A 20,917-nucleotide genomic window follows, 5' to 3' on the forward strand; every position below is an offset into this window, starting at 1 on the left:
CGCCCGCTCAGCCCCAAGAAGCTAGGCTTTCGGTATCGGCAAGGGTGGCAGGGTTTCCCAGCTCTTGCCGGCGAGGATGACGCAGCTTCGCCCATTGACGTCGGTGACGATCAGCGTCCAGCTGCCGTTGTCGGCAGCGTAGATCTCCATGATCGCCTGCTGGTTGATCAGCGCGGTTGCCGCCTGCTTCTCTTGATATTGCCGCGTCAGAAACGCGATCACTTCGGACCGGTCGGCACAATTGACCGGAGCCTGGGAGATCGCGGGAACGGGACGCGCCGCCACGCCCGCCGCCAAGAGGGCGACCAATGCCAGGCCGCGGATCGCACTGCCCACCATCACCGAACTCCTTTCACCGGACGCCCGGCGAAGGAGTTTGCGTTGACCTTTCCGTCGCCGGCCGGCTGCGGCATGGGCACAATATGTCCGCGCCGCCCTGCGGTCAGTATGGTGGAAAGGCCGGATTATTACAATTAGCTAATTTATAGAGCATGCGGCCGCAGGCGCCGGATGCGCCCGCGGCGAAGGCCTGCCCTATTTGCGCTTCATCGCTTCCATCAGCGCCGCACCGAAGGCGCCCTGAGCCGGTTGCTTCGGCTTCTGCTGGCGCGGGGCGGGACCACGATTGTTGTTGCCGCCCGGCGCGCCCGACCGCGGCTCGCGGCCCGTCTCGGCGCCACCATCCTTGCGCATGGTGAGGCCGATCCGCTTGCGCGGAACATCGACCTCCGTGACACGAACGGTCACCACATCGCCGGCCTTTACCACCTCATGCGGATCCTTGACGAAGCGGTCCGCGAGCTGGGACACGTGCACGAGGCCGTCCTGGTGCACGCCGATGTCGACGAAGGCGCCGAAGGCGGCGACATTGGTCACGGTGCCCTCGAGCTGCATGCCGACCTTCAGGTCCTTGATGTCGTCGATACCGTCGGCGAAGGTCGCGGTCTTGAAGCTCGGGCGCGGGTCGCGACCGGGCTTTTCCAGTTCCGCAAGGATGTCCTTGACCGTTGGCAAGCCGAAGCGCTCGTCGACGAAAACCTTCGGATCGAGGCTCTTCAGCGCGACGCTGTCGCCCATCAGCGCACGTACGTCGCGACCACAGGCAGCAACGATCTTCTTGGCGACACCATAGGCCTCCGGGTGGACCGACGAGGCGTCGAGCGGCTCTTTGCCGTTGGGAATGCGCAGGAAGCCCGCGCACTGCTCGAAGGTGCGCGCGCCGAGCCGTGGCACGTTCAACAGTTCCTTGCGGCTCGCAAACGGGCCGGTCGCATCGCGATGAGCGACGATCGCCTCGGCGGAGGATTTGCCGAGGCCTGAAACGCGCGCCAGCAGCGGCGCAGAAGCCGTGTTGACGTCGACGCCGACGGCATTCACCGCGTCTTCCACCACCGCATCCAGCGAACGGCTGAGCTTCGACTGGTCGACATCGTGCTGGTACTGGCCGACGCCGATCGACTTCGGCTCGATCTTCACGAGTTCGGCCAACGGATCCTGCAGGCGGCGGGCGATCGAGACCGCACCGCGCAGCGAAACGTCAAGACCCGGGAATTCCAGGGCGGCGGTTTCGGAAGCCGAGTAAACCGAGGCGCCGGCCTCGGAAACGATGACCTTGGTCGGCTTCGGCGCCGGGAGCTGCGAGAGCATGTCGGTCACGAGCTTTTCGGTTTCGCGGCTGCCGGTGCCGTTGCCGATGGCGATCAGCTCCACCTTGTGCTTGCGAATGAGCGAAGCGAGTTCCGCCTGGGTGCCACGGACATCGTTCTTCGGCGGAAACGGGTAGACGGTTGTGGTTTCGAGCAACTTGCCGGTGCCGTCGACGATGGCGACCTTGACGCCGGTGCGGATGCCCGGATCAAGCCCCATGGTCGCCCGCGATCCCGCAGGTGCGGCCAGCAGCAGATCCTTGAGGTTGCGGGCAAAGACGTGGATCGCCTCTTCCTCGGCGCGCTCACGCAGTTCGCGCATGAGATCGAGCGACAGCGACATGGAGAGCTTCACGCGCCAGGTCCAGCCGATTATCTCGGCAAGCCACTTGTCGCCCGGCAGGTGGCCACCGACATTGTAGGCGGCGGCGATCATGCGCTCGACCGGCTTGACCGGCGAGGTATCGTCCTGGTCGACGACGATATCGACGGACAGCACCTCTTCGTTCCAGCCGCGCAGCATGGCCAGCGCGCGATGGCCTGGCGTCGTCGCCCAGCGCTCGGAATGATCGAAGTAGTCGGAGAACTTGGCACCGGCCTCCTGCTTGCCGTCGACGACCTTGGCGCGCAGGAAGGCGGCCCCCTTCATGTGGTTGCGCAGGCGGCCGAGCAGATCGGCATTCTCCGTCATGCCTTCGGCGATGATATCGCGCGCACCATCGAGCGCCGTCTTCACATCGGCCACCTCTGCAGTCAGGAAGGCCGCGGCGCGGTCGGCAGGTGCTATGGAGCGATCAGCAAGGATCGCTTCTGCCAGAGGCCCGAGGCCACGCTCGCGGGCGATTTCCGCCTTGGTGCGGCGCTTTGGCTTATAGGGCAGATAGATGTCCTCGAGTTCGGCCTTGGTTTCGACGGCGGCGATCTTGGCTTCGAGTTCGGCGGTCAGCTTGTCCTGGCCGCGGATCGATTCGAGGATCGATGCACGGCGCGCCTCGAGTTCGCGCAGATAGGTCAGCCGTTCCGAAAGCATACGCAGCTGCGTATCGTCGAGCCCGCCCGTCACTTCCTTGCGGTAACGCGCGATGAACGGCACCGTGGCGCCCTCGTCGAGCAACTCGACCGCCGCAACGACCTGCGAAGGTGTCGCCTTGATTTCGCTGGCGATGATGGCGGCGATGGGTTTTGCAGGGCTGGCCATATGGGAATTCCGTCTTTGCTGTTGATCGGCGACCATAAAGGCGCAGACCTTGAAGGCCAAGTGAAGGCCTTCAGCGGAAAACCGGAACTCCACAGAAGATGGATCGACCGCCCCGCTTTCAGGCGGGACGGCCGATGGTTCAGCACGCCATGGCGGCAGGCTCGACATGCTCCTGCTCGGGCACGACGTCCCAGGTGTTGACTGGCTCGAGCGGCGGCCGGCGCTTTTCGAACTCGATCAATTGCCGCTCCCTCTCCTCGATATAGCCGCGCGAGGCCGGGACGGCACCGAGAGACGGTGAGATCTGCAGCTGGAAGATGAAGTGCTTGTCGTAGAGGAAGGCCGTCTCAGACGCAGCCAGATAGAACTCCCACATGCGGAAGAACCGCTCGTCATAGAGCTTGATCGCCTCTTCGCGCCGGGCGACGAAACGCTCGCGCCAGGCTTTCAACGTCCAGGCATAGTGCATCGGCAGGATTTCGACATCCTTCACCAGCAGCCGCGTGCGCTCGACGGAAGGCAGGACCTCCGAAATCGCCGGGATATAGCCGCCGGGGAAGATGTACTTCTCGATCCACGGGTTGGTGGCCCAGGGCTTGTAGATCTGGCCGATCGAATGTAGCAGCATGACGCCGTCGGGCTTCAACAGCGCGTTCATCTTGTCGAAAAAGTTGCCGTAGTTGCCGATGCCGACATGCTCGAACATGCCGACCGAGACGATGCGGTCGAACTGCCGGCCCTGCAAAGTGCGGTAGTCCTGCAGTTCGAAGCGGACCCGATCGGAGAGCCCACGCCTGGCGGCACGATCCCGCGAGACCTTCAGCTGCTCTTCGCTGAGCGTGATGCCGGTGACCTCAACGCCCGAGGATTCGGCCAGATACATGGCCATGCCGCCCCAGCCGGAGCCGACCTCCAGCACCTTCTGGCCCGGCTCCAGCAGGAGCTTTGCCGCGATATGCCGTTTTTTGGCGAGCTGCGCGGCATCGAGCGATATGCCCTGCGGTTGAAAATAGGCGCAGGAATATTGCCAGTCCTCGTCGAGGAACAGGTCGAAAAGCTTGCGATCAAGGTCGTAGTGATGGGCGACGTTGTGCCGGTTACGATTGACCGGGATTCGGCTCAGCAATTGCTGACGCAACACATGCCACAGGCCGGTCATCGTGTTGGTGGCATTGGCCGCGTTCTCGATGCCGTTTTCCTTGACGATCGAGAGCACATCAAAGATGTCGCCCTTCTCGATGACGACACGCCCGTCCATATACATTTCACCGAAACGAAGACCGGGATCACGAACGATCGCCGCCTCCGCCTCCGCATCGATGATGCGGATTGATGCCGGCTTTCCGCTGCCGTCACCCAGGATCACTTTTTCACCGGAAGAAAATACAACCGTCAGGTTACCGTTGCGCACCAGACGGCGAAGCAATGTCAACAATGCTGCATTCATATCCCACCCCTACCAGAGCTACCGAACGTGTCCTGGTGCATGAGAGATGCGAAGGGTCGGCTCTTTCGGGGCTTCAGGAGTGGTTGCGCGGGGCGCATCGGGAACAGGCGCCAGCGCGTCCGGAAGCGGCGAGAACCGGCACGGGCGTAGCCTCACGGGTATCCGGCGGGCACATCGCCGCGAATTCGTCAGGCAGCCGCCATCGGGCTCCTATCCATCAGAACTCAAAATAAGGTAGGAAGCTTCGATCGATTGACAATGGGTTCTTTATGGCCCCTCATAAATTTGTTTCCTTAGCAAATGCTGAGAAACAAACCTAGATTTCAGCGACGCCTAGACCGGGTAGACGCGCGCGGTCATGGGGCCGGTCAAAATCGAGCAGCGGGCCTGCCGGAACGATGCGCGTCGGGTTGATGTGGACGATGCCATAGTAGCCGCGCTTGATATGGTCGATGCGTACGCTCTCGCGGATACCTGGCCACTGGTAGATCTCGCGGAGGTAATTCGACAGCGCCGGATAATCCTCGATCCGGCGGATGTTGCATTTGAACGCCCCGTGATAGGCCGCGTCGAAGCGAACGAGGGTGACGAAGAGGCGGATGTCGGCCTCGGTCAGGTGCTCGCCGGCGAGGTAACGATTGTCCGCAAGGTGGGCCTCCAGTTCGTCGAGCATGCCAAAGAGGCTTGCCACCGCCTCGTCATAGGCGCCCTGGGTCTTGGCGAAGCCGGATCGATAGACGCCGTTGTTGACACGCTCGTAAATCGGGCCGTTCCAACGGTCGATCTCGGCACGCAACGCCTCGGGGTAGAAGTCGAGCCGGTTGCCGGTGAGCCCATCGAAGGCCGAGTTCAAGATGCGGATGATATCGGCGGACTCGTTGTTGACGATCCGCCCTTCGCGCATGTCCCAGAGCACGGGAACAGAGACCTTACCGGTGTAGGTCGGATCGCTCGCCACATAGAGCTCGTGATGGAAGCGGATCTTGCCGACGCGCGCGCCGGCATCGACAGGCTCGTCATAGACCCAGCCATCTTCGCCCAGTTCCGGATTGGAAACGGTCAAGCCGACAATGTCCTGCAAGCCCTTGAGATTGCGGAAGGCGATCGTACGCGAGGCCCAAGGGCAGAGATAGGAAACGAACAGGCGGAAGCGCCCGGCCTCGGCTGGCAAGGCCTCCTGCCCTTCCGGGCCCGGCCTGCCATCGGGCGTGATCCAGCGATGAAACCGCGTCGGCTCGCGATGGAACGCGCCGCCCTTCATCTCGCTCGCCGCAACGTCGCCCTTGACCCATTTTCCCTCGACGAGCTGCGGCATCTCTTTCTCCTGGATCGCAAGTCTGGACGGCTACCTCTCACGGGGCCCGGACCACGGTCAACCGCGCGCGCGGGTGACACATTGTTCGCAATCCGCGACACGCACGCACGCGATACGTGCAAAACAACATCGTCGCGCCACAATGTCGGGCAATCCCGATTCCCAGAGGAGAATCAGGATGAAGAAAGCGCTTGCCATTTTCGTGCTGTTTGTCGCGGTCGTGTGGTTGCTGAACACATCGTTGTTCGTCGCGCCGCCGGCGGGCACCGCAAAACTGCTTGCCCACCGGGGCATGCATCAAACCTATCCGAAGGACAACGTCGGCAGGGACACGTGTACGGCAACGATCATCAGGACGCCGGAGCATCCCTATCTCGAAAACACGATCGCCTCGATGCAGGCCGCCTTCGACGCCGGCGCAGATGTCGTCGAACTCGACGTGCATCTGACGCCCGACAGACAGTTCGCCGTCTTCCACGACTGGACGCTCGATTGCCGGACCGAGGCCAAGGGCGTCACCGAGGAAACGCCGATGACGGCGCTGAAGTCTCTCGACATCGGCTATGGCTACACGGCGGACGGAGGCAAGACCTTCCCGTTCCGCGGCAAGGGCGTCGGCCAGATGCCGACGCTCGAGGAGGTGCTGGCCGCCCTGCCCGACCGCAAGTTCCTGATCAACTTCAAGAGCCGGCGCGCCGAGGAAGGCGCTGAACTCGCAACGCGTGTCGACGCGCAACCGCAATGGCGGGAGGCCGTGTTCGGCGTCTATGGCGGCGAGGAGCCGACCCGCGAGACGCTGAAACGCCTGCAAGGGATGCGAGGCTACGACCGGACGTCGACGATGGCGTGCCTGACCCGTTATCTCGGCTACGGCTGGAGCGGCCTGATGCCGGACGCGTGCAAGAACACGTTTGTGATCGTGCCCGGCAATTATGCGCCGCTTCTCTGGGGCTGGCCCGACCGTTTCGCTGCACGGATGAAGGCGGCCGGGAGCGAGATCATCCTGCTCGGTCCCTATGGCGGCGGCGATTTCACCACCGGCATCGACACGATGCAGGATCTGGAAATGGTGCCGCCAGGGTTCTCCGGCTACATCTGGACCAACCGGATCGAGATGATCGGCCCGGCGCTCGCAAAGCGGCAGGTCGCTGACGCCGGTACGAACTGACACAGGCGGCCGACTTGCCTGCGGCAAGCTTCGACCCTATGGCTTTGAGCAACCGTCGAAGCTGGCCGCAACGGCGGTCTCAACACCGCGGAAGGCAAGCGTATGAACGTCACGATCTACCACAACCCCGCCTGCGGCACCTCGCGCAACACGCTGGCGATGATCCGCAACGCCGGTATCGAGCCGACGGTGATCGAGTATCTGCAGGCCCCGCCGTCGCGGCAGGCGCTGGAAAAGATGATTGCCGATGCCGGCCTGACGGTGCGGGACGCACTCCGCGAGAAAGGCACGCCCTATGCGGAACTCGGGCTTGGCGAGCCCACGGTCAGCGACGAACGGCTGATCGACGCAATGATGGCCCACCCGATCCTCATCAACCGCCCCTTCGTGGTGACGCCGATCGGAACGCGGCTCTGCCGTCCATCCGAACGGGTGCTCGACATCCTGCCGGACACGCACAAGGGCCCGTTCTCGAAGGAGGACGGCGAACCGGTTCTCGATGCAAAAGGAAAGCTGATAGCGGGCGCCTGAGGCCGCCTGCGTTTGATACGGCACCCGTTTCAACGGGTGCCGTAAAACATCACACCAAACGGTGTGCGTGCGGCCTTATCGCGGAAATTCCAGACCCATTTCGCGGAAGCGCTCGGGGTCGTCGCCCCAGTTTTCGCGTACCTTGACGAACAGGAACAGGTGCACCGGCTGCTCAAGGATCTCGGAGATCTCCTTGCGCGATGCGGTCGAGATCGCCTTGATCGCATCGCCGCCCTTGCCAAGCGCGATCTTCTTCTGGCTCTCGCGCTCGACATAGATCACCTGCTCGATGCGCACCGAGCCGTCCTTGCGCTCTTCCCACTTCTCGGTTTCGACATGCGAGGCATAGGGAAGTTCCTGGTGCAGCCGCAAGAAGAGCTTTTCGCGGGTGATTTCAGCGGCAAGCTGGCGCATCGGCAGATCGGAGATCTGGTCTTCCGGATAGTACCAGGGGCCTTCCGGCAGCGTCTCAGCCAGGTAATCCATCAGATCCGTGCAGCCCGAGCCGTTCAGCGCCGAGATCATGAAGGTGCGCTCGAACTTGATCGTCTCGTTGGCGGCAGCCGCCAGCTTCAAGAGGTCTTCGGGACGCACCTGGTCGATCTTGTTCAGCACCAGGATCTTCGGCTGGTGCACTTCCTTCAGCCCCTCGAGGATCGCTTCCGCATCACCCTTCAGGCCGCGTTCGCTGTCGATCAGGAACATGATCACGTCCGCATCCTTGGCGCCGCCCCAGGCGGTCGTGACCATGGCGCGGTCGAGCCGGCGGCGCGGCTTGAAGATGCCGGGCGTGTCCATGAAAACGATCTGGGCGTTGTCATGAATGGCAATGCCACGCACGATCGCGCGCGTCGTCTGCACCTTGTGGCTGACGATCGAAACCTTGGCACCGACGAGGCGGTTGACCAGGGTCGACTTGCCTGCGTTGGTCGCTCCGATCATCGCCACGAAGCCCGAGTGGGTCGGCGCGCCTTCGGCGGCCGTATCTTTTTCCATGTCCGTCATGTTTTCCGTCAATTTCCGGCGGAACTCTTCCGCCACACGCCTTCGCGTTCCAACAATTTCGTCGCGGCCACCTGCTCGGCTCCGCGCTTGGATCTGTCCGTTCCGGTCTCCGGCGCGACACCCGTAACTTCGACGGTTACCGTGAAGCGGGGGTCGTGGTCGGGGCCGGAGCGCTCATCCGTCCGGTAGGCCGGCGCGATGCCGAACTTGGCATGCGCCCATTCCTGCAATTCGGTCTTTGCATCGCGGCGCGCCCCATCGGCACGCACCGCGCGATCTTTCCAATGGCGCAGCACGAAGCCGCGGGCAGCTTCGAGACCGCCGTCGAGATAGATGGCGGCGATCAGCGACTCTACCACATCCGCCCGCACATTCATCATCGCCTTGCCGGTTATCTTCTTGACGTCCGAGCCTGTGCGGATGAATTGGTGCAACTCCAGGTCGTCGGCGACCTTGGCGCAGCTTTCGGCGCTGACGAGCTGGTTTAGTCGGACCGAAAGCTCGCCCTCATTGGCATCGCGAAAGGTCTGGAACAGAAGCTCCGCCACGCAAAGCCCGAGCACCCGGTCACCCAGGAATTCGAGGCGCTGATAGTTGGAACCCTTGGCGCTTCGCGCGCTGGAATGGGTGAGCGCCCGATCAAGGCGCTCCTTCTCCGTGAACTGATAACCGATCACGGCCTCAAGCTTTACCCGATCCTCCGCGCCCAGCGACCGCGACTTCATCATTCGACCGCCTTGAACAGACGGTCGTAGCGCAGGTTCGTCGGCCACTTCCACACTTCGCGGAACGAGGTGTCGTGACCGAGCGAGAAGAAGATCATGCTGGCGCGGCCGACGAGGTTTTCGGCAGGCACGAAGCCGACGTCGAAGCGGCTGTCAGCCGAGTTGTCGCGGTTGTCGCCCATCATGAAGTAATGGCCGGCGGGCACGATGAATTCGCGGGTATTGTCGCCGCGCGCATCCGGGAACTGGTCAAGCGTGTCATAGGAGACGCCATTGTCCATCGTTTCGCGGAAAACCGGAACGTCGCCGCCGGTGTCGTACTGGTCGTCGGCGCGGAAGCCGCCATCCGGCGTGCGCTCGACCGGCTTGTCGTTGATGTAGAGGGTGCTGTTGCGCACCTGGATGCGGTCGCCCGGCAGGCCGACGAGGCGCTTGATGTAGTCGATATCCGGGTTCGGCGGGAAGCGAAAGACGACGATATCGCCGCGCTTCGGCTCACTTGCGAAGATGCGGCCGGAGAACAGATCGGGCGAAAGCGGCAGCGAGTACTTGGAGAAGCCGTAGGCGAACTTGTTGACGAAGATGTAGTCGCCAACCAGCAGCGTCGGCATCATCGAGCCGGACGGAATGGTGAAGGGCTGAAAGAGAACCGTACGGATGACCAAGGCCAGGAGCAATGCCTGGATGACGACCTTCACGTTCTCCCAGAGGCCGCTCTGCTTCGCTTCTGTCTTTTCTGCCACGCTACTGTGTTCCTTTATCATCGCAACGCCCGCGCGGGCCTGCTCTCAACTTTTGTCCGTACTCTCGGTCCGGCTTTGGACTGCGCGCAATCCCGGTCTCATATGCTGCAAACCGCCGCCCCTTCAATCGGTCAGGGCCGGTTTTTCCAGCGGAATGCTCTAAACCGTTCCCTCAATCGGGGCAACGGGCAGCGCCTCGATAATCACGAAGGCCTGGGCCAGTGGAAAATCATCGGTAATCGTCAGATGAATGGCGGCGCGATGATGCGGCGGCAACATCTGCTCCAGACGCGCGGCGGCACCGCCGGTCAGGTTCATTGTCGGCTTGCCGCCCGGCAAATTGATGACCCCCATGTCCTTCCAGAAGACGCCCTGCGCGAGGCCTGTGCCGAGCGCCTTGGAACAGGCTTCCTTGGCGGCGAAGCGCTTGGCGTAGGATGCCGCGCGGTTCTTCCGCCCTTCGGACTTGGCGATCTCGATTTCGGTGAAACAGCGCTGAACGAAGCGCTCGCCGAAGCGGGAAAGCGAGTTTTCGATCCGCCTGATATCGATCAGATCGCTGCCTATGCCTATGATCATGAAGAGGATCCGAGCTCTTTGGTGCGTGCCCGGCGGCGCTTTTGGAAGAGCCGGGCCGCCTGGTAGGCCGCAATATAGGAAAGGACGGCGCCGCCTGCCGCGAGCGGCAATGAGCCGACCAGCATCGGCTTGAACACCGGACCCCAAAGGGCCGGAAGGTCGAGGTGCTCGACCATGCGCATGACGTCGGCCGAGCTCGCAGCGTGTGCGCTCTCGACGCCGAGGATTGCCGTCCCGAGTTCGTAGGACGCCGTCAGGATCATCGGGATCGTGACGGGATTGGCGAGCGCGGTCGTGATCGCCGCCGCCACGAGATTGCCCGAGAACAGGAAAGCGAGCGCAACCGCTATAAGGATGTGCAGACCGAAAAACGGCGTGAAGGACGAAGCGGCACCCGCCGCCACGCCGACGGCAATCGAATGCGGTGTCGATGAAAGGCGCAACACACGCAGCGTCACATAACGCAGGCCGCGTGCAAAACCCTTGCGCGGCCAAACGAGGGACCGCAGCCTTTCGGAAATCGTAACCGGTTTTCTGCGCCTGAATAACATATGCCGTCATGACCGCGTCTTGAAGCCGTCAGCCGGCACAAGACCGCGCGTCCGCCTGTTTTCTGGCCGCAAGATAGGCGTCCTGCCTGTCGCTTGCAACCCGCACAGGCGCCGCGCGCATGTCGCAGGCGAGCCATCCACCGAACGCATGGCTCGGCATCCCGCCAGAAGACGGGACGCAGCGGGCTTAGTAGTTACGGAACAGGCCGCGATCGATCTGGCGCTGGCGGTACTCGAGGTCGATACGGTCGACCGAGTTATTGAGATAGGCGAGCTCGCGCTCTTCCTGAGTGGGGACGCGCAGAGCGCGGGTGATCTTCTTCAACTGACTAAACATGGCAAACCTCTTTGTTTACCTCCCGACCGAGAAGATAGTTTAGAGGTCCCTGTTCCACCAGACACAGGAAATAGCGGCAGCCATGCGCTGATGGCATGGCTTGCCATTTCGCCCCGCGCAGGCTGCCTGTTTTGCAGGCATTTGCGCAAGGCGCGGCCAGTCGGCTCATTCGAACAGGCGCTTCACCATGGACACGCTCGGCAATTCCTTGAGCTGCGTGATCAGGTGGTTGAGCTGGCGCAGGTCCCAGACTTCGAGGTCGAACTGCAGTTCGCTGAAGTCCGCAGCCACGCGCCCCATCGACAAAGTCCGGATGTTGACGTCGCTGGTGGCGATCGCCTGAGCCACCTCGGCCAGCGTCCCCGGCTCGTTCAGGGCGCTGATCGCGATGCGGGCGATGAAGCGGCTGCTGTTGGCCTCGTCCAGATCCCAGCGCACGTCGATCCAGCGCTCCGGCTCGTCATCGAACTTCTGCAGGATCGGCGACTGGATCGGGTAGATGGTGATCCCCTTGTCCTTCTCCATGATGCCGACGATGCGGTCGCCCGGGATGGCCCCGGCCGGGCTGAAATGAACCTCGGCATTGCCCGAGAGACCGCGGATCGGCAGGGCCTCCGGCCCCTCGACCTGGGCGACACCGTTGGCATCCTTGCCGCGGCCCGGCAACTTGAACACCATGCCGGCGGCACTGCGCATATTGAACCAGCCGTCGTCGGCACTGGGCTTCACCGTGACCCGCTCGTCCTGATGATCCGGGAAGACCGCACGCAGCACGTCGAGCGAGGAAAGCTCGCCACGGCCAACGGAGGCGATGGCGTCCTCGACTTCCTTCTGACCGAGCCGATGCAGCGCCGGCTTCAGCGCCTCGCGCGAAAAGCTCTTGCCGGCGCGCTCGAAGGTGCGCTCAAGAATGCGATAGCCGAGGCCGGCATATTGCTTGCGGATGGCCGCACGCGTCGCGCGGCGGATCGCCGAGCGCGCCTTGCCGGTAACGACGATTTCTTCCCAGGCCGGCGGCGGCACCTGGATGCCCGAGCGGATGATCTCCACTTCGTCGCCATTATTGAGGCGGGTGACCAGCGGCATGATACGGCCGTTGATCTTGGCGCCGACGCAGGTGTCGCCAATATTTGTGTGAACGGCATAGGCAAAGTCGATTGGCGTCGCGCCGCGCGGCAGTGCGATCAACTGGCCCTTGGGCGTGAAGCAGAATACCTGATCCTGGAAAAGTTCGAGCTTGGTGTGCTCCAGGAACTCTTCCGGGTTGTCGCCTTCCGCGAGCGATTCGATCGTGCGCCGGAGCCAGGAATAGGCGTTCGACGTCGGCGACAGGGCCGCATCTGCCGACGCACCCTCCTTGCCCTCCCTGTCCTTGTAGAGCGAGTGCGCCGCGATACCGTATTCGGCGATGTCGTTCATGCGTCGGGTGCGGATCTGTAGCTCGATGCGCTGGCGGGAAGGGCCGACGATGGTGGTGTGGATCGACTGGTAGTCGTTCTGCTTCGGTGTCGAGATGTAATCCTTGAAGCGGCCCGGGACGACGCGCCAGCGCGTATGGACGATGCCGAGCGCCCGGTAGCAGGACGGGATATCGTCGACGATGATGCGGAAGCCCCAGACGTCGGACAGCTGCTCGAAGGACAGCGACTTCGACTGCATCTTGCGGAAGACCGAATAGGGCTTCTTCTGCCGACCCTTCACCTGCGCTGCCTTCAGGCCCTCGGCCTGAAGCAGCTCGCGAAGCTCGTCCTCGATCTTCTTGATCAGGCCCTCGTTGCGCTCGGACAATTCCTCCAGTCGCCGGGTGACCGTTTCGAAGGCCTCGGGATTGATATGGCGGAACGAGAGGTTTTCGAGCTCCTCACGCATGTCTTGCATACCCATGCGGCCGGCGAGCGGCGCGTAGATATCCATGGTCTCTTCGGAGATGCGGGCGCGCTTTTCCGCCGACATGTGGTCGAGCGTGCGCATGTTGTGCAGCCGGTCGGCGAGCTTCACAAGCAAAACCCGCACATCGTCCGAAATGGCGAGCAGCAGCTTGCGCAGGTTCTCCGCCTGCTTGGCCTTCTTGGTGACGAGATCGAGCTTCTTGATCTTCGTCAGTCCTTCGACGAGCGCGCCGATATCCTCGCCGAAGAGATCGTCGATTTCCTGCCGTGTGGCCGTCGTGTCCTCGATCGTGTCGTGCAGAAGAGCAACGGCGATGGTCGACTCGTCGAGACGCATCTCGGTCAGGATCGCCGCCACCTCCAGAGGATGGGATATGTAGGGATCGCCGCTTGCCCGCTTCTGCTGGCCATGCTTCTGCATCGCATAGACGTAAGCCTTGTTGAGCAAGGCTTCATTGACGTCGGGCTTGTACTTCTGCACGCGCTCAACGAGCTCGTATTGGCGCATCATTCGCTGGCGATCCTCTAGATCATGATGATTTCAGGTCCCATCGACCTAAAATCATAAACGTGATCGTTCTCCTAATTTAGAGCGGGATGCGGGCGGAAAACCGCAAACAGTTTCCTTTTCTCGCTCTAGAAGAAATCAATAAAAAAGTGCGCCAATCATACGAGTGGCGCACTGCTTTGAAAACACGTGGGAACGGGCGTTCCGCGACGGATCTCAGTAGTCGTCGCTCTTTTCCGGCGGCACCAGACCTTCGATACCGGCAAGCAGCTCTTCTTCCGACATGCGGTCGAAGGTGATGGCTTCCGGCTGATCTTCGTCTTCGGCGACTTCGGTAAACGTCGTCTCGGCATCGGTCTGAAGCAGCGAAGCCGGATCGGGCTCGGGCTCGTCCACTTCGACATGCTTCTGCAGCGAGTGGATCAGGTCTTCCTTGAGGTCGCCGGGAGACAGGGTCTCGTCTGCAATCTCGCGGAGCGCGACGACGGGGTTTTTGTCGTTGTCGCGATCGATGGTGATGGCGGCGCCCTGAGAAATCAGGCGCGCGCGGTGGCTGGCAAGCAGAACGAGTTCGAAACGGTTATCGACCTTGTCGATGCAATCTTCGACGGTGACGCGGGCCATTGCCTGTCCTTTTGGGCTCGAAGCGCGGCGGCATCGCCGCTGCACGGATTGACAACACGAAACCGGAGCAGTCGCCTGACGGCGCCTCATCGGGTCCGATTTCTGGAATTAAGCGCCCGGATACAATCAAAACAAGGCAAGTTCAAGTTTTTCCTTCAAGGGACGCTCACGTAACGTCACACTTCGTGATAAAATGAGATGCGAATGAGTTGGAGACGTCGCTCACACATTACGGTTGTATTTTCTGGCCATAAATAAAGCCCCTGATGGAAAAAGCGACCCAGAGATGTGGACGATCTATAGCAACTGCTAAAACTAGCTATATTCGCGAGCGCGCGGCTGGAATAATGCAATACATAAGCTACATTATTTGCCATATCAGCAATTATTAATGTAATCGACTTACTTTTGCGCACCCGCCGGCAGGCGGCCTTTGATGCGCCGCGATTGAAAAAGGAAAGACGATGTTCGACCCCCGCGAAAAAATCGCACTCTTTATCGACGGCGCGAATCTTTATGCGGCATCGAAAAGCCTCGGCTTCGACATCGACTATCGTAAGCTCCTGAAAGCATTCCAGAAGCGCGGCTATCTGCTGCGCGCCTACTACTACACGGCCCTCATCGAGGATCAGGAATACTCTTCAATCCGCCCGCTCATCGATTGGCTAGACTATAACGGTTACAAGGTCGTGACGAAGCCGGCCAAGGAATTCACCGACTCGCTCGGCCGCCGCAAGATCAAGGGCAATATGGATATCGAACTGGCGATCGATGCCATGGAACAGTCCGAAACCGTCGATCACCTCGTCATCTTCTCCGGCGATGGCGATTTCACCACGCTGGTTGAAGCCCTGCAGCGCAGGGGGCGCAAGGTTTCTGTCGTTTCGACCATGTCGACGCAGCCGCCCATGATTGCCGACGACCTGCGCCGCCAGGCCGACCACTTTATCGATCTTGCGACGCTGCGTGCCGAAATCGGCCGCGAACCGTCCGAACGTACCCCGCGACACAACACCGAGCCGGTGGCCGATCCGGTCGAGATCTGAGGCGTTCATTCGAACGCAAGGCGCGTGATCGCGATTGCGCGAGCGCCGCTTGAACCACTCCGCGTCAACGGCGTCGATCGTTGAGTTCTCTCAATAAATATCAAGAATTGCAGGCAGGGCTTTCAGCGCGCCGTGGCCGACAGCTGCGTTGCATCGGCCGTCTTTGTCGGATGCAACGCAAAGCGATTTTTCTTAGCCGCGGTCCTTCAGCAGGCGGCTTTTCTGCCGGTTCCAGTCGCGTTCTTTCGAGCTCTCCCGCTTGTCGTGCAGCTTCTTGCCCTTGCCGAGCGCCAGCTCCAACTTGGCGCGGCCGCGATCGTTGAAGTAGATCTTCAGCGGGATCAGCGACATGCCTTCGCGGTTGACGGCGCCCTGCAACCGGTTGACCTCGCGCTTCGACAGGAGCAGTTTCCGCCGCCGCCGCGTTTCATGATTGAAACGGTTCGCCTGCAGATATTCCGGCAGATAGGAGTTGATCAGCCAGATCTCGCCGCCCTCGTCCGTCGCATAGGATTCGGCAATGTTGGCCTTGCCTTCGCGCAACGACTTGACCTCGGTGCCGGTCAAAACCAGACCGGCCTCGTAGGTGTCGACGATCTCGTAGTTGAAGCGGGCCTTACGGTTTTCCGCCACAACCTTGTTGACCGTGCGCTGGCTTCCTTTGGGTGCCATCAGTTCGTCAATCCTGCATGTCTGAGTGCTGCATCGATCGCAGACTCGGTTGCCGGCTCGAGCGTCGGCAACAGCGGCGAGCGCACGGTGCGGCTCATACGGCCGAGGCGGTTCAACGCATACTTGGCGCCGCAGAGACCCGGCTCCATGAAGATCGCCTTGTGCAACGGCATCAACTTGTCCTGATAGGCAAGCGCCTTGGCATAATCGCCGGCAAGCGTCGCTTGCTGGAACTCGGCGCAAAGGCGTGGCGCAACGTTTGCCGTGACCGAAATGCAACCAACGCCGCCATGGGCGTTGAAGCCGAGCGCGGTTGCGTCTTCGCCCGAAAGCTGGACGAACTCCGGACCACAGGCCATGCGCTGCTCGGAGACGCGCTCGATCTTGCCGGTGGCATCCTTGACGCCGATGATGTTGGCGTAAGCCTTGCTGAGCGCCGCCATGGTCTCGACACTCATATCCACGACCGAGCGGCCGGGGATGTTGTAGATGACGATCGGCAGCTTCACGCTCTCGGCGATCGCGGCATAGTGCGCGAAGAGGCCCTTCTGCGTCGGCTTGTTGTAGTAGGGCGTAACCACGAGGATCGCATCCGCGCCAGCCTTTTCGGCGTGCTGTGCAAGCTCGATCGCTTCCGTCGTGTTGTTGGAGCCGGCGCCGGCGATAACAGGCACGCGCTTGGCAGCCGCTTCGATGCAGAGCTCGACCACCTTCTTGTGCTCATCATGTGAAAGGGTCGGAGACTCGCCGGTGGTGCCAACGGGCACCAAGCCATGGCTGCCTTCTTTTATCTGCCATTCCACATGCGCGACGAAACCATCCGCATCCACCGCGCCGGTGGCGGTGAACGGTGTTACGAGAGCGGGAATGGAACCCTTGAACATGCACAACTCCTGACGGCGTAAAAGCGAAGTCTGCACTCATGCTTTGGCCGTAATCGACGGTTAAAAAACTGCCGCACCATAATCATGTGAGGTGGCTGCGGCAAGCGTTGTAACACGGCATTTCACGCCGGTTTTCATGCAAAAGCTTGATGTTTGGCCTGCATAATCACGACCGCCCAACCAGGGCGAGAGCGGGTTTGGCGCAATTGTTACGATCGATACTGGCCGCCCGTCTTGTCATCGGGCAATCTGGCGGCGGATGAATGTTGGACACGGGGAACACGGGGTTCTTGATGCGCGGGTCAATATATCTGCCTGTCGCCGCCATCATCGGCGCGGTGCTTCTGGCAGCGCCAACGGGCAACGCAGAAACCCTTGACCGCATACCGGTTCCGACACGCAAGCCCGCGCTCTTGGACAAGGCGGCCCCCATTGCCGCGAGCGAAACCACGAATGCCATAGCGACGGCTGCCGGACCCGTCAGCAGCGATCTCAAGACGGGGCTCGATGCTCTGTCCAACAAGCAGCCGGCCGCAGCGATTGCCGTACGCGACGCGATGACCGAAGGCACGCTCGACCGGCACATATTGACCTGGGCGATCGCCGTTTCCGGCCAGCGGGGCGTACCTTCCTTTGAAATCGCCGATGCCCAACGGGAATTGCAGGGATGGCCGGGGCTGAAATCGCTGCGCGCCAACTCCGAGCGAGCGCTCTATCGAGAGAACCCGCCGGCAGCCGATGTACTCGCCGCCTTCGGCAACACGCAGCCGGAAACGACGGAAGGCTCCCTCATTCTTGCGCGTGCTCTCGTCGCCACCGGAAAAGCCGACATAGCCGCCAAGAACCTGCGTGCGATCTGGCAACGCGACACGCTCGACAAGGACATCGAGACCAAGATCCTTGACGAGTTTTCCGGCCTCTTGACCACAGACAATCATCAGCGCCGCATGGTGCTGCTTCTCTATCGCAACCGCGCCGAGCAGGCCGAACGGTTCGGCGACCTTGGAAAAGCTCAATCGCTTTATCGCGCCTGGGCGGCGGTCAGCCGTGGCAGCGACAAGGCGCCGGCCCTCATCGCAGCGGTCGATCCCGCCTGGCGCAAGGACGCAGCCTATCTCTTCATTCAGATCGAGTACCTGCGCAAACAGAAGAAATACGAGGAAGCAGCGAAGCTCCTTGCGCGCATGCCCAAGGACAAGGGCGCCCTGGTCAACCCTGGCGAATGGTGGGTCGAGCAACGCGTCGTCAGCCGCGGGCTGCTCGACAGCGGCGATTTTCGAGGCGCCTATCGGATCGCCGCCGGCCATCTCGCGACCGAGGCGACCGATATTATCGACGCCGAGTTTCATGCCGGGTGGTATGCCCTGCGCGGCATGGAGGACCCGGCGACCGCAGCGCGTCACTTCCGCCGCATTCTGGAAGTGTCGAGCCGTCCCCTCTCCGCTTCGCGCGCTTGGTACTGGCTTGGGCGCTCGGCCGAGGCCGGCGGACCGGGTGACGCCAACGAATATTTCGCAAACGCAGCCCGCTACCCCGGAACATTCTACGGGCAACTCGCAGCCGCCCGGCTGGGTCGCAAGACGCTGAACGTCGCCTACCCCGCCCCGACGGCAGAGGACCGATCACGGTTCGAAAACCGCGAAGCGGTGCGCGCCATCACTCGGCTTGAAGGCACAGGCCACACCTGGCGCGCCGACAGCATCTACCGGGCGCTTGCCGACGAACTGACGAGCCCCGGCGAACTGGCGCTGCTTTCCGCCCGAGCGGAAAAAACCGGCAATCACCAGCTCTCGCTCCAGGTCGGCAAGATTGCCTTTGGCCGCGGAATCGATGTTGCAGCGCTTGCGTTTCCCGTGGGCGTGATCCCGTCAAGCGCCAATATCGACGGGTCCGGCAAGGCACTCGCCTATGCGATCGCGCGCCAGGAAAGCGCCTTCAACCCGGGCGCCATCTCCACCGCCAACGCCCGCGGTCTGTTGCAGTTGATGCCGGGAACGGCCAAGGGCGTCGCTAGCCGCTACGGCCTTGCCTACTCGCAGGACCGGCTGACGAGCGACGCCGGCTACAACGCCACGCTCGGCGCCCACTATCTCGGCGAACAGATCAGCAGTTTCGGCGGCTCCTACATCCTCACCTTTATCGCCTACAATGCCGGCCCGCGCCGCGTTCCGGAATGGCTCGACCGCTACGGCGACCCGCGCGGCAAGCCGATCGACGAAGTCGTCGATTGGATCGAACGCATTCCGTTTCAGGAAACGCGCAACTATGTCCAACGGGTGATGGAGAACTATCAGGTCTACAAATCGAGGCTCGGGCAAAAAGCCGATATCGTCGAAGACCTGAGAATGGGACGGCAATAGCCGGCCTCAGCCGCGATCAAATAATTGTGATCAGCGTCAACGGCACAAACCGCGCCTTCAACCATTTCCTTTCTAAAGCCAGACTTTTCCGAAGGAAATGGTGAACGTTATGAAGACCTTGACAATCGTCGCCCTTTCGCTGGCGAGCGCCTTGAGCAGCGTGCCGCCCGCCGGCGCGTTCCCGAGCGCTCCGCCAATCGTCTCCGCGACGACCAATGTCCAACAGGTTCAATTCTCCTACGAGCGCGGCGAAGAACGCAAGAGCCGATCCAGTTGCGCCGTTCCCTATTGCGAACTTCGCGGGCGACATGGCTATTATCGGGATCGCGACTACCGCGACTATAATCGCAGCGGGTATTACCGCGACAGGTACTATCGGGATCGATATCGCCGCCACTATGACCACGACGACAACGACGTCGGGGCGGTGATCGGCGGACTGGCCGCAGGCGCGATCATCGGCGGTCTGTTGAGCCAACCGCGATATTACAACAACCCGAGATACTACAACGGACCAAGAGCCGTCAGCGGCAATGCACACCAGCGTTGGTGCTATGCGCGCTATCGTTCCTATAGGGCCTGGGACAACAGCTATCAGCCCTATGGCGGCCCGCGACGCCAATGTAGCTCGCCCTATTGAGCTAAAAAGTTGTTGAGCAGAACGCTGCCAACGCAAGGGGAAAAGTCACATCTGTTGGATATCGCCAGCCACGCTCGGGCCGCCGAACAGCTATGTCGGCCCGAACAACTTGCCCCTCACCTTCAAACGGATAGATTTTAGCTGTCCGAGAGGGAGCAGCATGGGCCAAGGCATATTCCACGAGCATAACTTCCGTAGTTCCGATGGGCTGCTGCTCTACGCAAGAAGCTACGGCCCTCCCCCTTCGCCATCCGCGGCAACACCGATCATTTGCCTGCCAGGCCTCACCCGCAACAGCCGGGACTTTCACGAACTCGCAAGCTTTCTTTCGACGTCACGGGGCATTCCCGTCATCGCACTGGATTATCGGGGGCGCGGCAACTCGGAACGCGACGCCGATAAGAGCCACTACACGGTGGCCGTCGAAACGACCGATGTGATAACGGCCTGCGCTCACTTTGCGGTCGAAAAAGCAATCTTTATCGGCACATCGCGAGGTGGCCTGATCCTCCACAACCTCGTCGATCGCGCCCCTTCGTTGATTGCAGCCGCAGTGCTCAACGATATCGGGCCTGTGATCGAAATTGAAGGTCTGCTTGCGATCCGGGATTACCTCAACTCCAGCGCCGCTTCGCCAAGCTGGGCGAAGGCACCCGGCTACCTGAGGACACTGCACGGCGGCGACTTTCCAGTCTTAAGCGACGGCGACTGGTCGGACATGGCCAAAGCGATTTTTCGCGACGAGGACGGCATCCCGGTTCCCGATTTCGATCCAGCAATCGCGCAGTCCCTGCGCGGATTGACACGCGAAACACCATTGCCCGATCTGTGGACACCCTTTGACGCCATGAGCCAAGTCTCCCTGATGATCGTCAGGGGCGAGCATTCGCGGCTTCTTTCAGAGACGACAGTGCGCGAAATGCGCCGACGACATAATGCGATGACCGCCTTCATCGCGCCTGGCCAGGGCCATGCGCCGCTGCTTCATCTGGACGGTCCACGCGACGCCATCACCGCATTTCTAAACGACCTCGCGCGCTCGCGCTGAC

At 61.7% G+C, this 20,917-nt stretch carries 20 protein-coding genes; 6 read left to right on the forward strand and 14 right to left on the reverse strand.

Features of this window, described 5'->3' with window-relative positions:
• Positions 1 to 21: 21 nt before the first annotated feature.
• The 4 genes from ASD01_RS29730 to ASD01_RS29745 form a co-directional block, all read right to left on the reverse strand.
• Positions 22 to 339 (reverse strand): hypothetical protein, encoded by a 318-nt coding sequence (locus tag ASD01_RS29730; RefSeq protein WP_034804097.1) that lies wholly within the window; start codon positions 337 to 339, stop codon positions 22 to 24.
• A 195-nt stretch (positions 340 to 534) separates the two neighbouring features.
• Complete coding sequence (locus ASD01_RS29735; protein WP_034804319.1) at positions 535 to 2,844, reverse strand: Tex family protein; 2,310 nt, start codon at positions 2,842 to 2,844, stop codon at positions 535 to 537.
• A gap of 139 nt (positions 2,845 to 2,983) precedes the next feature.
• A complete protein-coding gene (locus tag ASD01_RS29740) occupies positions 2,984 to 4,291 on the reverse strand; it encodes an SAM-dependent methyltransferase (RefSeq protein ID WP_051659668.1) in 1,308 nt (435 codons plus the stop codon).
• Between the two features lie 316 nt (positions 4,292 to 4,607).
• Complete coding sequence (locus tag ASD01_RS29745) at positions 4,608 to 5,606, reverse strand: glutathione S-transferase family protein (RefSeq protein WP_034804100.1); 999 nt, start codon at positions 5,604 to 5,606, stop codon at positions 4,608 to 4,610.
• Between the two features lie 178 nt (positions 5,607 to 5,784).
• Between ASD01_RS29745 and ASD01_RS29750 the strand changes: the two genes are divergently transcribed.
• Complete coding sequence (locus ASD01_RS29750) at positions 5,785 to 6,774, forward strand: glycerophosphodiester phosphodiesterase family protein (RefSeq protein WP_034804103.1); 990 nt, start codon at positions 5,785 to 5,787, stop codon at positions 6,772 to 6,774.
• A gap of 102 nt (positions 6,775 to 6,876) precedes the next feature.
• Positions 6,877 to 7,305, forward strand: a complete 429-nt coding sequence (gene arsC, locus ASD01_RS29755) for an arsenate reductase (glutaredoxin) (RefSeq protein ID WP_034804105.1) — start codon at positions 6,877 to 6,879, stop codon at positions 7,303 to 7,305.
• A 75-nt stretch (positions 7,306 to 7,380) separates the two neighbouring features.
• Here the strand turns inward: arsC and era are convergent, their stop codons facing one another.
• The 8 genes from era to rpoZ form a co-directional block, all read right to left on the reverse strand.
• Positions 7,381 to 8,310, reverse strand: coding sequence for a GTPase Era (era, locus tag ASD01_RS29760; RefSeq protein ID WP_034804323.1), 930 nt, complete (start codon positions 8,308 to 8,310; stop codon positions 7,381 to 7,383).
• Positions 8,311 to 8,318: 8 nt separating this feature from the next.
• A complete protein-coding gene (gene rnc, locus ASD01_RS29765; RefSeq protein ID WP_090294803.1) occupies positions 8,319 to 9,035 on the reverse strand; it encodes a ribonuclease III in 717 nt (238 codons plus the stop codon).
• Positions 9,035 to 9,778 (reverse strand): signal peptidase I, encoded by a 744-nt coding sequence (lepB, locus tag ASD01_RS29770; RefSeq protein ID WP_034804110.1) that lies wholly within the window; start codon positions 9,776 to 9,778, stop codon positions 9,035 to 9,037. The genes rnc and lepB overlap by 1 nt, the downstream gene beginning before the upstream one ends.
• A 159-nt stretch (positions 9,779 to 9,937) precedes the next feature.
• A complete protein-coding gene (gene acpS / locus ASD01_RS29775; protein ID WP_034804122.1) occupies positions 9,938 to 10,357 on the reverse strand; it encodes a holo-ACP synthase in 420 nt (139 codons plus the stop codon).
• Complete coding sequence (locus tag ASD01_RS29780; RefSeq protein ID WP_034804125.1) at positions 10,354 to 10,908, reverse strand: DUF2062 domain-containing protein; 555 nt, start codon at positions 10,906 to 10,908, stop codon at positions 10,354 to 10,356. The genes acpS and ASD01_RS29780 overlap by 4 nt, the downstream gene beginning before the upstream one ends.
• A 187-nt stretch (positions 10,909 to 11,095) precedes the next feature.
• Positions 11,096 to 11,245 carry a DUF3563 family protein gene (locus tag ASD01_RS35055; protein WP_064816984.1) on the reverse strand — a complete coding sequence of 50 codons (150 nt, stop codon included), beginning with the start codon at positions 11,243 to 11,245 and terminating at the stop codon, positions 11,096 to 11,098.
• Positions 11,246 to 11,410: 165 nt separating this feature from the next.
• Complete coding sequence (locus ASD01_RS29785; RefSeq protein WP_034804141.1) at positions 11,411 to 13,645, reverse strand: RelA/SpoT family protein; 2,235 nt, start codon at positions 13,643 to 13,645, stop codon at positions 11,411 to 11,413.
• Positions 13,646 to 13,858: 213 nt separating this feature from the next.
• Positions 13,859 to 14,266 (reverse strand): DNA-directed RNA polymerase subunit omega, encoded by a 408-nt coding sequence (rpoZ, locus tag ASD01_RS29790; protein WP_034804144.1) that lies wholly within the window; start codon positions 14,264 to 14,266, stop codon positions 13,859 to 13,861.
• Positions 14,267 to 14,730: 464 nt separating this feature from the next.
• Between rpoZ and ASD01_RS29795 the strand changes: the two genes are divergently transcribed.
• On the forward strand, positions 14,731 to 15,312 hold the full coding sequence (locus tag ASD01_RS29795; protein WP_034804147.1) for a LabA-like NYN domain-containing protein: 582 nt from the start codon (positions 14,731 to 14,733) through the stop codon (positions 15,310 to 15,312).
• Positions 15,313 to 15,504: 192 nt separating this feature from the next.
• Here the strand turns inward: ASD01_RS29795 and smpB are convergent, their stop codons facing one another.
• Together smpB and dapA are read right to left on the reverse strand one after the other, a co-directional pair.
• Positions 15,505 to 15,984 carry an SsrA-binding protein SmpB gene (smpB, locus tag ASD01_RS29800; RefSeq protein ID WP_034804150.1) on the reverse strand — a complete coding sequence of 160 codons (480 nt, stop codon included), beginning with the start codon at positions 15,982 to 15,984 and terminating at the stop codon, positions 15,505 to 15,507.
• Positions 15,984 to 16,868, reverse strand: coding sequence for a 4-hydroxy-tetrahydrodipicolinate synthase (dapA, locus tag ASD01_RS29805; RefSeq protein WP_034804162.1), 885 nt, complete (start codon positions 16,866 to 16,868; stop codon positions 15,984 to 15,986). The genes smpB and dapA overlap by 1 nt, the downstream gene beginning before the upstream one ends.
• A 293-nt stretch (positions 16,869 to 17,161) precedes the next feature.
• On the opposite strand from dapA, the gene ASD01_RS29810 reads away from it, so the two are divergent.
• The 3 genes from ASD01_RS29810 to ASD01_RS29820 all read left to right on the forward strand — a co-directional run bounded on the left by ASD01_RS29810 (position 17,162) and on the right by ASD01_RS29820 (position 20,916).
• Positions 17,162 to 19,228: a lytic transglycosylase domain-containing protein gene (locus tag ASD01_RS29810; protein WP_034804164.1), complete on the forward strand. Its 2,067-nt coding sequence runs from the start codon at positions 17,162 to 17,164 to the stop codon at positions 19,226 to 19,228.
• A 109-nt stretch (positions 19,229 to 19,337) separates the two neighbouring features.
• Positions 19,338 to 19,868, forward strand: coding sequence for a BA14K family protein (locus tag ASD01_RS29815; protein WP_060644858.1), 531 nt, complete (start codon positions 19,338 to 19,340; stop codon positions 19,866 to 19,868).
• Between the two features lie 160 nt (positions 19,869 to 20,028).
• Positions 20,029 to 20,916: an alpha/beta fold hydrolase gene (locus ASD01_RS29820; protein WP_034804166.1), complete on the forward strand. Its 888-nt coding sequence runs from the start codon at positions 20,029 to 20,031 to the stop codon at positions 20,914 to 20,916.
• Position 20,917 lies beyond the last annotated feature (1 nt).

The sequence above is a fragment of the Ensifer sp. Root423 genome (assembly GCF_001426275.1).
Classification (GTDB): Bacteria; Pseudomonadota; Alphaproteobacteria; order Rhizobiales; family Rhizobiaceae; genus Ensifer; species Ensifer adhaerens.